Source organism: Sphingomonas sp. Root720, assembly GCF_001428605.1.
Classification (GTDB): domain Bacteria; phylum Pseudomonadota; class Alphaproteobacteria; order Sphingomonadales; family Sphingomonadaceae; genus Rhizorhabdus.
Genome location: NZ_LMID01000003.1, coordinates 14,703 through 27,066 on the forward strand (window position 1 = coordinate 14,703; position 12,364 = coordinate 27,066).

Consider the following 12,364-nt stretch of genomic DNA (forward strand, 5'->3'; position numbering starts at 1 on the left):
TTATTAGGCGGCGGCGGGAGTCGCCTCGGCGGGGCGAAGCACGATGTGTCCGACCGCGGTGTTGGAGGCAGGAACGTGGTAGAAGCGGTGAAGCTCCTCCGGTTCGGCGCCCAATGCGCCGCGCATGATGAGCCACATCACGAGCTCGATCCCCTCCGAGCCTGCCTCCCGCAGATACTCGATGTGCGGCATCGTGCGGAGCCGCTCGGGATCGGCGGTCAGATCGTCCAGAAACCGCTGATCCCAGGCCTTGTTGATCAGGCCCGCGCGCATGCCTTGCAGCTGGTGACTCATTCCGCCCGTGCCCCAGATCTGGACGTTGAGATCCTCGCGGAAGCTCGCCACCGCCTTTACGATCGCCTCCCCGAGCCGCCAGCAGCGGTTGCCGGATGGTGGCGGATAGGTGACGACGTTGACGGCGAGGGGGATCACCTTGGCCGGCCATGCGGCGGGCTGGCCGAACATCACCGACAGCGGGACGGTGAGGCCGTGATCAACGTCGAGTTCGTTGATGATCGTCATGTCGAATTCGTCGAGGATGCAGCTTTGCGCGATGTGCCACGCGAGGTCGGGATGCCCTTCGACCTCCGGCACCGGGCGCGGACCCCACCCTTCGTCGGCGGGTCTGAACCTCTCGCCGCAGGCGATGGCGAAGGTCGGGATCAGGTTCGCGTCGAACGCCGAGGCATGGTCGTTGTAGACCAGGATGACGACGTCGGGCTTCTCCTCGACCTCCCATCGCTTGACCCATTCGAAGCCGGCGAACACCGGCTGCCAATAGGGCTCGCCGGTCTTGTCGTTGTCGAGTGCCGCGCCGATCGCGGGGATGTGGCTCGAGGCCACGCCTGCGGTGATGCGCGCCATCAGCGGTTCTCTTCGGGAGCAATGGAAGAATTGGCGATCTCCGCCGCGGCGTCGGCGACCGCGTCCAGCCCCGCCTGCTCCCGCAGCGAACGCACGCCTGCGGGGTCGCGGCCGCCGGCGACCATCATCGCCTGATACCTTTCCGGCCCCATTCCGGTCATCGTGCCGACCGCCTGGAGGAAGCTCAGCCCATCGGTGGAGAACAGCTTCGCCAGGAAGTAGATGTTGCCGCCCTCGTCGAGCAGCTGGTTGTAGTCGCGCCGCAGGACGCCGTCGCGCTGGGCCGGCGTGAGCTTCCAGCCGTCGAGATAGGCATGCTCGTCCACCTTGAACGCGGCGCGGTTTTCGGGCTTCATCAGGCTCATCGCGAACTGGTTGAGGTGGTAGCCCGTCCGCGCACGCTTGGCGGTGTAGACACGCGTGCCCGGTATGTCGTCGAACTCGGCCAGATAGGCGTGGATATCGGTCGGGCTCGTCATACCATCTCCTCCGGCCAGTATAGGCGCATCGGATTGGCGACGAGCAGCTTGCGCTGGAGCTCCGCCGTCGGTGCGATGCGCGGAATATAGTCGACGAGCTTGCCGTCGTCGGGGATGTGGCTCTTCATGTTGGGATGCGGCCAGTCGGTGCCCCAGAGCACGCGGTCGGGAAAGCGCTCGACGATCGTCCGGGCGAACGGCACGACGTCGTCGTAGCCCGGGGGGCCGGAGGCCGACAGCCGTTCGGGGCAGGTGACCTTCGACCAGATATTGTCTCGCTCCATGAACGTGATGAACCGGGCGAGCTCGGGGCCGTGCGCGTCCTTGGACACGTCGGGCCGGCCCATGTGGTCGACCACCACGGTGGTCGGGATGGCAGTGAAGAAGTCCCACTTCTCGATTAGGTCCGCCGCCTCGAAATAGATGACGACGTGCCAGCCCAGCGCGGCGATCTTTTCGATGATGCCGAGATAATAGGCATCGGGCTGGGGATCCACCAGCCGCCTGACGTAGTTGAACCGCACCCCACGCACGCCGGCGGCGTGCATCTCCGCCAATTCGTCCGCGGAGACGTCGGGCTTCACGGTCGCGACGCCGCGCGCCTTGCCGTCCGAATGGACGAGCGCGTCGAGCATCGCGCGATTGTCGGCGCCATGGCAGGTCGCCTGGACGACGACGTTGCGTTCGAAGCCGAGATAGTCGCGCAGCGCGTAGAGCTTGTCGCGCCCCGCGTCGCAGGGCGTGTACTTGCGTTCGGGGGCGTAGGGAAAGGCGGCGCCCGGGCCAAAGATGTGGCAATGCGTATCCACCGCTCCGGCCGGCAGGCGGAACGTCGGCTTGGCCGGCTGCGGATGGAAGCAGCGCCAATCGAGGTCCATCGCGAAGGCAGGGGGCGTCAGCGTCACAGGCCGCGCGCCTCCAGCTGCGCATCGAGCCGCGGGAAGACCGTGCGCGCGTTGCCCGAGAAGATCGCCGTCCGCGCTTCGTCCGAAATGTCCAGCGCGTCGACATAGCGCTTGGTGTCGTCGAAATAATGGCCGGTCTGCGGATCGATGCCGCGCACCGCGCCGACCATCTCGGAACCGAACAGGATATTCTTGTGCTCGATCACCTCGGCAAGCAGGTCGATCCCAGGCTGATGGTAGACGCAGGTATCGAAGAAGACGTTGTTCATCAGGTGCCTGCCAAGCTCCCGCTTCTTGAGCATGTCGGCAAGCCCTCGGTAGCGCCCCCAATGATAGGGCACCGCGCCTCCGCCATGGGGAATAATGAAGCGCAAGCGCGGGAAATCGGCGAACAGGTCAGCCTGCAGCAGCTGCATGAACGCGATCGTGTCCGCAGCGATGTAGTATGCACCGGTGGCGTGCATCGCCGGGTTGCAGCTGCCGGAGACATGGATCATCCCCGGCACGTCGAGCGCGACCATCGCTTCGTAGAACGGATACCAGTAGCGGTCGGTCAGCGGGGGCGAGGCGAAATGGCCGCCGCCTGGATCGGGATTGAGGTTGCAGCCGACGAAGCCCGCCGCCACGCACCGCTCGAGTTCCGCGATCGAGCTGGTCATGTCGCTGGCCGGCGACTGGGGCAGCATGCAGACGCCGGCGAAACTCTCAGGATAGAGGCCCACGACGCGCGCGATCAGGTCGTTGCAACGGATCGCCCACTCCTTCGCCACTGCGGCGTCGCCCACGTGCGGCGCCATTGCGGAGGCGCGCGGCGAGAAGATCGTCATGTCGGCGCCGCGCTCGCGGATCAGGCGCAGCTGGTTCGCCTCGATCGTCTCGCGGATCTCGTCGTCCGAGATGGCGGGGTAGGGCGGGTTGGCCTCCCCCGCCTTGAACGCCGCCGTCTGCGCCTCGCGCCAGGCGTCGTGCCCCTTGGGCAGCACGGTGTAATGGCCGTGGCAGTCGATGATCATGCGGCATCCTCCAAGCTGAGCTGGGCGAGCTTGGCTGCGAGGCCTTCGCGAGGCGCGAGCAGGCCGAGCGCACCGATCGCGCCATGGCGGGCGGCGGTGGCGCGGCTGAGCGCGGTGCCGGTGCCGAGCGCGTCGAGCGTCTTCACCACCTCGTCCATCTCGGCGGCGCGGCGCAGGCCGTGGACCATCATTCGCTCGATGTTGTAATCGGCACGGGCGGTCCAGGCGGGCGGCGGCGGGCTGGCGTCGAGCGAGGCGAGCACCTCGTCGAGCACGCCGGCACGATCGGCGGCGAGCAGGCATTCCGCGGTCAGCGCCTCGATCCCCTTGACCATCACCGAGCGGAGCATCTTGATCGACGAGGCGCGGCCGACATCGCCGGGCACGACGCGGGCATCGGCGAAGCCGATATGGCCGAGTAGCGCGGCGCCCTCTTCGGCGTGCGGCCCCGAGACAAGCAGCGGCACGCCGGTGCGCGACGGATGGACCGGCGCCATCACCGCGACGTCGACGTAGCGCCCGCCCGCCGCCTCGACGGCAGCCGCGGCGTCCCGCTTGGTCTGGGGCGCGACGCTGTTCATGTCGAACCAGATGGCGCCGCGCGGCAGCAACGGCGCATCGACCGTCGCAGCGGCGAGCGCCTGGTCGGCGGTGACCAGGCTGAGCACGCCGACTGCGTCCGCCAGCGCCGTCGCGGCGCTGTCTGCGCCGCTGACGCCGGCCGCGGCAAGATCGGCTCGCTTCCCCGGGGCGGTAACCGGATCGTCGGTCTTGCAATCGTAGACGCTGAGCGTGGTGCGCGACGCGAGCCCGGGAGCGAATGCGGCGCCCGCCTCTCCGAAGCCGATGATCGCGATCCTCTCCCGCATGGTCCGCGCGATAGTCGCCCGACTATCAGGCGCCCAATCGGAAGGTCACGGCGCCTATTCGATTTCCTGAACCGTCACTAGATTTCTGTCTCGTCGAGATGCTCGAGGAAGCGGCGCTGGGCAGCCGTCGGCCGCCAGTCGGCTCGGTTGGTAACGCCGATCGTGCGTACGCACTGCGCGAGCGGTGCGCCGACAAAAGCGAGAATGCCGTTGGCCACCTCCAGCGCGACCTGCTCGGGGGAGAGCAGGGTCAGGAAATCGCCGCGGGTCAGCAGCCCGCGCAGCACCATCACCGAGCCGCACTCGATCGGTCGCGGCGGAGGCGTGCGCCCGGCGAACAGCTCTTCCCAATGCGCGCGCAGCGGCGAGCCGGGAGGGGCAACCGCCCAGGGGAAGGCGGCAAGCGTTGCGCGTGAGACCTCGGCAGCGCCCGCGAGCGGGTGCTGCGCTCCAGCGACCACCACCGGGCGATCCTCTATCAATGGGCGCTGGCGGAGGTCCGGCGGCACGACCGGACGGAGCGCGCCGATCATCAGATCGATCACGCCCTCGCGCAACGGCTCGATCAGCTCGCGCCAGCTGCCCTCGACGATCGAGAGAGTGACGTCGGGGCGCTCGGCAATCAGCCCGGCCACCGCGCGCGGCACCAGCGACGCGCGCGACAGCGGCATCGCCCCGATCACGATGTTGCCGCTGCCCTCGCCCGGCGGCCGGGTCTCCGCGATGGCGGCCGCGATCTCGGACGCCGCGAGGCGGATGCCCCGCGCCAACCGCCGCCCCGCGCCGCTCAGCGTGACGCCGCGCCCGCGCCGCTCGACCAGCGAGACGCCGATTACCTGCTCAAGATCACGTACCGAGCGGTGCAGCGCGGGTTGCGACAGCGCGGTCGCCTGAGCCGCGGTGACGAAGCTGCCGGCGTCGGCGAGCGCCAGGAACGCGCGCAACTGGGTCGCCGTCATTAGCCACTCGGGCCGGCCGAACCCGCGCGTGCCGCTCCGCTTCGCGGCGGAGAGATACTCGAACGCGGCTTCGACACGGTCGACGAGGAGCAATCCTGCGGATGTCGCCTTCATCCCGTCGGGCCGCCGCTCGAACAAGCTAACCCCGAGCTGCGCCTCGAGTTTGGCGAGACCTTGGGTCAGCGCAGGTTGCGACATGCCGATCGCATCTGCCGCCGCACTCATCCCGCCGCGACGGACGATCGCGCCGAGCGCACGGAGATGGTGCAGGTTGAGATCGAAGGGGGCCGGCATCGCTGCCCAGATATCATGAAAACTTATCGCGCGTCCGCAATTGCGATTTGCCTCGGGAAGCGCGCGGCGACACCCACCCACGACGGTAGGAGACTGACATGGCCGGGCGGGTGGTGCGCAACATCCAGCGCACCGATATGGCGGTAATCGACGGGCTTGGGGCGGCCGGCGTCGCGACAGTGCACGAGGCGCAGGGCCGCATCGGTCTGCTCGCGAGCCGGGTGCGGCCGATCTACGCCGGCGCTCGCATTGGCGGATCCGCCGTCACGATCTCCGCACCGCCGGGCGACAATTGGATGGTCCATGTGGCAATCGAGCAGCTCGGTCCCGGCGATGTCCTCGTCCTGGCGCCGACCAGTCCCTGCGAGGACGGCTATTTCGGCGATCTGCTCGCGACCTCGGCGATGGCGCGCGGATGCCGTGGCCTCGTGATCGACGCAGGCGTGCGCGACGTACGTGATCTGACGCAGATGGGCTTTCCGGTATGGTCGCGGGCGGTCTTCGCTCAGGGAACGGTCAAGGCAACGCTCGGCTCGGTCAACGTGCCGATCGTCTGCGCGGGAGCGGCGATCGTGCCGGGCGACGTGATCGTCGCCGACGACGACGGCGTCTGCGTGGTCAGGCGCGGCGATGCCGCGGCGGTCCTGGAGATGGCCCGCGCACGCGAGGCGGCCGAGGAGGCGAAGCGCCGCCGCCTCGGCGCGGGCGAACTCGGCCTCGACATCTACGGCATGCGCGGCAAGCTGGAGGCGGTTGGTCTGAAATATGAGTGAGGGGGGCGTGCCTTGTGCCTGGATGCGGGGCGGCACGTCGAAGGGTGGCGTCTTCCTCGCGGGCGATCTTCCCGCCGACCCGGCGGCGCGCGACGCCTTGCTGCTGCGGGTAATGGGGTCGCCCGATCCGCGCCAGATCGACGGGATAGGCGGCGCCGATCCGCTGACCTCCAAGGTCGCGGTTGTGCGCAGGTCCGCGCGCGAGGGCGTCGACGTCGATTATCTCTTCCTGCAGGTGTTCGTCGATCAGGCAATCGTCAGCGACAGCCAGAATTGCGGGAATTTGCTGGCGGCGGTCGGGCCGTTCGCCGTCGAGCGTGGCCTGGTCGCGGCGCGCGACGGCGAGACGCCCGTGGCCATCTTCATGGAGAACACCGGCCAGGTGGCGGTGGCGACGGTCGCCACGCCGAACAGGGTGGTGAGCTATGCCGGCGATGCGCGGATCGACGGGGTGCCGGGGACTGCGGCGCCGGTGCCGCTTGAGTTTCGCGATACTGCAGGTTCGTCGTGCGGGGCGCTGCTGCCGACCGGGAACGCGGTCGACATGATCGACGGCATCGCATGCACGCTGATCGACAACGGCATGCCCTGCGTGGTGCTGCGCGCAGCCGACGTGGGTGCGACCGGCTACGAGACGCGCGAAGCGCTGGACGCGGCGATCGGGCTCAAGACCCGGATCGAGGCGATCCGGCTGCAGGCCGGACCGCTGATGAACCTCGGCGACGTGACCGAGAAATCCGTGCCGAAGATGATGCTCGTGGCGCCGCCGCAGCAGGGCGGTGCCGTCACCGTGCGGAGCTTCATCCCGCATCGCGCGCACGCCGCGATTGGCGTGCTGGGGGCGGTGAGTGTCGCGACCGCATGCCTCGTGCCAGGCTCACCGGCGGCCGAGGTCGCGTCGGTGCCGGAAGGCGCGCGCAAGACGCTGTCCGTCGAGCATCCGACGGGCGAGATGATCTGCCTGCTGACGCTGGGCGCCGATGGCTTAATGCAGACCGCCGCGCTGCTGCGGACCGCGCGCAAGCTGATGGACGGGGCGGTATTCGCCTGATGCCTCTGGTCTGAAACTCCGTCGACCGGCGATTGAGAACAGAGGGCGTTTGTGTGCGATTCGCAAGCCAGTGGCCGGGCCGACCTGGCGTCATCAAAGTGGCAATCCCGCGTAGTTCTCGGCGAGGGACATCTGCGCCGCGCGGGAGCTGCGAATATAATCGAGCTCGGCGAGCTGAATACGGCGATCGATTGACGCTGTACCCGGAAAACGGTGCGTCAGGCCGGTAAGCCACCAAGAGAAGCGCACTGCCTTCCATACCCGCGCCAGCGCGCGCGCCGCATAGCTTTCCAACGCGGCATCGTCGTCACGGCGATAATGGCGGGCGAATGCATCGGCCAGGAAGGCGACATCGGACGCGGCGAGGTTGAGCCCCTTGGCACCGGTCGGCGGCACGACATGCGCCGCATCTCCTGCAAGGAACAGGCGGCCGTGGCGCATTGGCTCAGCGACGAACGAGCGCAACGGCGCGACCGACTTCTCCAGCGCCGGACCGCGCGAGATCCGGCTTCCGGCCCTCGGACCAAGGCGGATCTCGAGCTCGTCCCAAAGCCGCTCGTCCGGCCAGTTTGCGAGCGGCTCATCTGCCGGCACCTGGATATAATAGCGGCTGCGTGTCTTCGATCGCATCGAGGCGAGCGCGAAGCCGCGTTCATGGCTGGCGTAAATCACCTCTTCTTTGCAAGGGGGCACGTCCGCGAGAATGCCAAGCCAGCCGAAGGGATAGACCTTCTCGAACGTCCGCAACTGATCGGCCGGAAAGGCCGAACGACTCGCACCATGGAAGCCGTCACATCCGGCGATAAAGTCGCAGTCGATGCGGACATCCTCGTCTCCTGCTCGGCAGGTCACCGCAGGTGCCCTGGATGCGATGTCGTGAAGTGCGACGGCGTTAGCCTCGAACAGGATCGGGATGCCGCGCGCGAGTGCCGCCTCGATAAGATCACGTGTCAGCTCGGTCTGGCCGTAGATCGTGATCGTCCGGCCCACGAGGTCAGCGAGATCGATGCGCAGCGGCTCGCCGTCGACCAGGATCGAGAAGCCATGATGAACGAGCCCCTCGGCATCGAGGCGCCTGTCCACGTCCACGCGGCGCAGGAGGTCGACCGTAGTCTGTTCCAGCACCCCCGCGCGGATACGCGCCTCAACATAATCGCGGCTGCGCGCCTCCAGCACGACGCAGTCGATGCCTTCGCAGTGAAGAAGGTGCGCGAGGAGCAACCCAGCCGGTCCGCAGCCGATAATCGCCACCGATGTCCGCACGCCCACTCCTCTCGCTCAGGTCGGACGAGCCTAGCCGGGGCGCCTGGGCCGTGAATGGAGAGGACGCTGACATGCTTGCACTTATCGCTCGTGTGGTATCATGGTTGCGCATGCTCGCCCCCGGTGTTCCTCGTTATTCGCTTTATGGAGAGCCGGAGCATGGCGTTGACGATCGCTTCATCCATGTGGAGACGATCGCCCGACGCAGCGCCGCCGCCGATTGGACGATTCGTCCGCACTCGCACGGGGAGCTCGAGCATTTGCTGATCGTGGAGCGGGGCGGTGGCGAGATGCTTGTGGATGGCGATCGTGTGCCCTTTGCGCGGTCGATTCTCGCGGTGCCTGCCGGTGTCGCGCACGGCTTCCGCTTCGATTGCGCCACGGAAGGCCATATCGTTACCGTGGCCGGTCCGCTGCTGCGCCGGATCGCCACAAGCTATTCCCTGGTTCGGCGGCTGATCACGGCAGCGCGCGTGCTGCCGCTGCCGGAGGAAGTCGAACTGCGGCCGATGCTCGACGCGCTGATGGCGGAGACGGCGAGCACGAGGCCGCTGAATGCGATGGCTGGCGAAGCGCTGCTCCAACTTCTCCTCGTCTCCGCCTGCCGGCTGGTGCCGGAGGCAGAGGGTCAGTGTTCAGCGCCCCGCCGCCCGGCGCTGTTGGTCAGTCGCTATCGTCTGCAGATCGACCGGCACCTGCGCGACGGCTGGAGCATCGCGCATCATGCCAGTGCGCTGGGAACGTCGATCGCGAGGCTGCGGGCGGCATGCGTGGAGGTGACGGGCGCGCCGCCCATCCAGCTGATGCAGAACCGGCTGATCGCGGAGGCGCGGCGCCAGCTCGCCTATACCGATCGCACGGTGGCGGAGGTCGGCTATGACCTCGGCTTCGGAGATCCGGCATATTTTTCGCGCTTCTTCCGCCGCTGCACCGGGGTTTCGCCGGGAGGGTGGCGGATGGATCAGTCCAGCGAGAAGGACTCGGCCTCCATTGCCGTCTGAAATGCCGCGCGGTTATGCTTGCCGCAGACGCCGTTCGATCAGCGGCCTCAATTTATCAGCCCAAGCTGCCTTGCCCTCTTGACCGCCTGGGCGCGGCGGCTCACCCCGATCTTACCGTAGATACGATTCAGGTACCACTTCACCGAGCCTTCGGTGAGCCCCAGCGTTCCCGCAATCTCGCGGTTCATTCTCCCATTTCCGACGCTTCGCAGAATATCGATTTCCCTTGTATTGAGCACCTCGACCATGTGCGTATAATCCTGCTCGCTGAGGCTCGCGTCGCTGATCGGAGCCCTCGAGGACAGATTTCCGGTTTCCTCATCATGAAGTCGCGTTAGCGTGGCGATGAACGCGCCGTTGTGGGAGTTCTCGCTGTTGAACTCGCGCAGGACGCTCATCACAATCTCTCCCTCATCGAGAAAGGAGCGAAGGAAACGCGGCTCTCGGGCGAGATCGACGGCTTTCAGGAGGGTCCGATAGGCTTGGTTCCGGTCGCCTCGCAAGGCATCGCAGCCGCCGGCCATTATGCCCCATCGCACCGCGCTCAAGATCCAGCCCGAGGCATGGTTGTGATCGCGCCAGCGCCGCGCAACCCTACCTGCCTCGGCGATCTTGCCCGTCGCCTGAGCCTTGCGGACGGCGATGATCGCCTTGAGTTCATCGATAGTCGTCATGCCGACGGACGGCATGTGGTGGTCGAGACAGAGGGAAATATCCCCTTCCCTCGTATACCGGCCGACAATATCGGGCCGACCGCTATGGAGATGCAGACGCGCGGTTTCCGCAGCGACCGCCAGTCGAAGCCGCTCGAAACCCGAAGACGCTGCAAAGGCGATCGCGTCAGCGAAGGCTCGCTCGGCCATAGCCGTCTCGCCGCGCAGGAGCCGAAGGCGGGTCGACACAGAGAACTCCGCCACCAGCTGATCGACGTAGCCCATCTCACGCCCGACCTCCCGGTATTGGGCGACGATCGAGGCGGCGCGCTGAACCTCACCCGTCTCGTACAGCAGTTCGCTCAACAGCAGCGACGGGATGGCGGCTTGTGCCGAATCGGCGCCGTTCAATCGGATCGCGCATTTCAGGGCTTCGTCAAAAGCCGCTTCGGCGTGATCGGTACTCCCCTGCCGAAACAATGAAATCCCGATCACCGACGCATGCCAGATGAGAACGAAGATGCTACCCGTGCGCGCGTAATGCTCGCGTCCACGAGCCGCGCCGGACGCGACGTCGGACTTCAGAAGCCGGTGAGTATCGATATAAATACGGGAGGTAAACAACGTACCCAATATATAGTGATCGCTCGGCTTGGGCATTTCAGAAAGTTTGCGCCAAAGCGCTTCTGTTTCGCTCAAGCGATCCGTGAATAGCCCTAACATCATTTCGCGGTGGACCAGCAGGAAATTCAGCTCATCGAGATCGGGCGCAATCTCTGCTTCGGGCGAGGCTCCGAGCTGTAACAACCTCTGCCTCGCGGAATGCAGCAGTTCGTCGGCGTCGGTGAAGTGCCATCCTATGATTGAAAGCCAGGCCTTGGTCAGCAGGACGCGGGGAAAGCGCCCCAGGGCTTTCATTGGCACTTGCGTTGCAAGGGTTTCGATCGAGCCGAGCTCACCATTGTAAAACATCGACTGACAACGACGATCCAGGATTGCAGCCGCGCGTTCGTGGTCGCAAGCGCGTACCGCATAAGCAAAAGCTTCTATCAGATGTCCTCGTTCGGCGAACCAATCACTCGCGCGAATAGCTATTTCTGCGGGCGCCGCAGGGTCGCGATCGATTAGGCGCTGCAGCAAGAAATCGCTAAAAAGGTGGTGATAGCGGTACCATTCGTCGTTGTTGTCCAGCGAGTATATGAACAGTCCCAAGCTCTCCACCTTGCGGATCATGCGCTTACCGTTTTCCGTCCCGGTAACGGCATCGACGAGCGCCGGTGTGATGCGTTCTAGCGGCGCGGTTCGCATCAGGAAGTCCTGTAACTCCGGGGTCTGCTGGACGAGGACTTCTTCGGCGAAATAGGAGCCGATCGAGCGTCGGCGCTCGCCGATATCGGCGCCGAGCCGATACTGATGCGTACCGTCGCGAAGCGCGAGGCTTACCAGCCGCAGCCCGGCTGCCCAGCCCTCGGTCCGGGAGCCGATATCTTCGATCTGCTCGGCGCTGAGTTCCGTTTGACCGGTGACGGTGAAGAATTCTTCGATTTCGGGCCGGGAAAACTTTAGGTCATCTGCATAGACCTCGAACAATTCCTCGCGCACCCGCATCCTGCCGAGTTGAATGGGGAGGGCGCGTCTCGAGCCGACGATAAGGTGCGCGTGTGCCGGAAGGACGTGCAGTAGCTCGTTCAAGGCTGCGTGGCTCACGCTTGTCGTCAGAAAATGAGCGTCGTCGAGAAAGAGATAGATTGGCGCATCGACCGAGGTCAGAAGATCGCTCGTCGCGGCCGCTAGCGCCCTCGTTGTCGCAAAGCCCTCCGCCGTCAGAAGCTCGGCGACGGACTCGATCCTCACCCCCGAAAGTTCCAGCGATCGCAGGATGCTGGAAAAGAGATCGAGCGGACCCTGATCACCCGCGTCCAGCCCAAGCCAGGCCGTCACTCCACCTTCCGCAGACAGCAATCGCGACCATTCGGCGAGCAGGCTGGTCTTTCCGTAGCCCGCCGCCGCCTGGACCAGTGTCAGCCGGGCGGTCCGGACGTTCTCGATCGCGCGCAGCAGCCGTTCTCGGCGCACCAGCGTGCCGGAACCGACCGGCGGAATCAGCTTCGCCCGAATCATTCGCCTCTCCACCGACCCTGTTTTCTCACGACTTTCGGCATGCCAACCTTCGTTAGGTGACAGCTAATCTGCCTGCACACAAGAAGATGTCGATCACTGAACTGCGATCGGACCACTCC

At 66.1% G+C, this 12,364-nt stretch carries 11 protein-coding genes; 3 read left to right on the forward strand and 8 right to left on the reverse strand.

Annotation, left to right across the window (positions count from 1 at the left end):
- Positions 1 to 3: 3 nt before the first annotated feature.
- The 6 genes from ASE22_RS06475 to ASE22_RS06500 form a co-directional block, all read right to left on the reverse strand.
- Complete coding sequence (locus ASE22_RS06475) at positions 4 to 864, reverse strand: class III extradiol dioxygenase subunit beta (protein ID WP_056356523.1); 861 nt, start codon at positions 862 to 864, stop codon at positions 4 to 6.
- The gene (ligA, locus tag ASE22_RS06480) at positions 864 to 1,343 is read right to left on the reverse strand and encodes a protocatechuate 4,5-dioxygenase subunit alpha (protein ID WP_056356525.1); all 480 of its coding nucleotides are present in this window, start codon (positions 1,341 to 1,343) and stop codon (positions 864 to 866) included. The genes ASE22_RS06475 and ligA overlap by 1 nt, the downstream gene beginning before the upstream one ends.
- Positions 1,340 to 2,221 (reverse strand): amidohydrolase family protein, encoded by an 882-nt coding sequence (locus ASE22_RS06485; RefSeq protein ID WP_056356526.1) that lies wholly within the window; start codon positions 2,219 to 2,221, stop codon positions 1,340 to 1,342. Before ASE22_RS06485 ends, ligA begins: the two co-directional genes overlap by 4 nt.
- A gap of 23 nt (positions 2,222 to 2,244) precedes the next feature.
- A complete protein-coding gene (locus ASE22_RS06490) occupies positions 2,245 to 3,261 on the reverse strand; it encodes an amidohydrolase family protein (protein ID WP_056356528.1) in 1,017 nt (338 codons plus the stop codon).
- Entirely contained in the window at positions 3,258 to 4,130 is an 873-nt protein-coding gene (locus tag ASE22_RS06495; protein WP_056356530.1) for an NAD(P)-dependent oxidoreductase, read from the reverse strand. The genes ASE22_RS06490 and ASE22_RS06495 overlap by 4 nt, the downstream gene beginning before the upstream one ends.
- 77 nt (positions 4,131 to 4,207) lie before the next feature.
- Entirely contained in the window at positions 4,208 to 5,383 is a 1,176-nt protein-coding gene (locus ASE22_RS06500; protein ID WP_056356533.1) for a LysR family transcriptional regulator, read from the reverse strand.
- A 98-nt stretch (positions 5,384 to 5,481) separates the two neighbouring features.
- Here ASE22_RS06500 and ligK point away from each other — a divergent pair, with 98 nt between their 5' ends.
- Both ligK and ASE22_RS06510 read left to right on the forward strand, forming a co-directional pair.
- A complete protein-coding gene (gene ligK, locus ASE22_RS06505; RefSeq protein ID WP_056356535.1) occupies positions 5,482 to 6,156 on the forward strand; it encodes a 4-carboxy-4-hydroxy-2-oxoadipate aldolase/oxaloacetate decarboxylase in 675 nt (224 codons plus the stop codon).
- Positions 6,149 to 7,207, forward strand: a complete 1,059-nt coding sequence (locus ASE22_RS06510) for a 4-oxalomesaconate tautomerase (protein WP_056356537.1) — start codon at positions 6,149 to 6,151, stop codon at positions 7,205 to 7,207. The genes ligK and ASE22_RS06510 overlap by 8 nt, the downstream gene beginning before the upstream one ends.
- Before the next feature lie 93 nt (positions 7,208 to 7,300).
- Here ASE22_RS06510 and pobA read toward each other — a convergent pair whose 3' ends face one another.
- Positions 7,301 to 8,470, reverse strand: a complete 1,170-nt coding sequence (gene pobA, locus ASE22_RS06515) for a 4-hydroxybenzoate 3-monooxygenase (RefSeq protein ID WP_056356603.1) — start codon at positions 8,468 to 8,470, stop codon at positions 7,301 to 7,303.
- Between the two features lie 110 nt (positions 8,471 to 8,580).
- Here pobA and ASE22_RS06520 point away from each other — a divergent pair, with 110 nt between their 5' ends.
- On the forward strand, positions 8,581 to 9,471 hold the full coding sequence (locus ASE22_RS06520; RefSeq protein ID WP_056356539.1) for a helix-turn-helix domain-containing protein: 891 nt from the start codon (positions 8,581 to 8,583) through the stop codon (positions 9,469 to 9,471).
- 47 nt (positions 9,472 to 9,518) lie between these two features.
- Here ASE22_RS06520 and ASE22_RS06525 read toward each other — a convergent pair whose 3' ends face one another.
- Entirely contained in the window at positions 9,519 to 12,245 is a 2,727-nt protein-coding gene (locus ASE22_RS06525; protein ID WP_156407238.1) for a helix-turn-helix transcriptional regulator, read from the reverse strand.
- Positions 12,246 to 12,364: the final 119 nt, after the last annotated feature.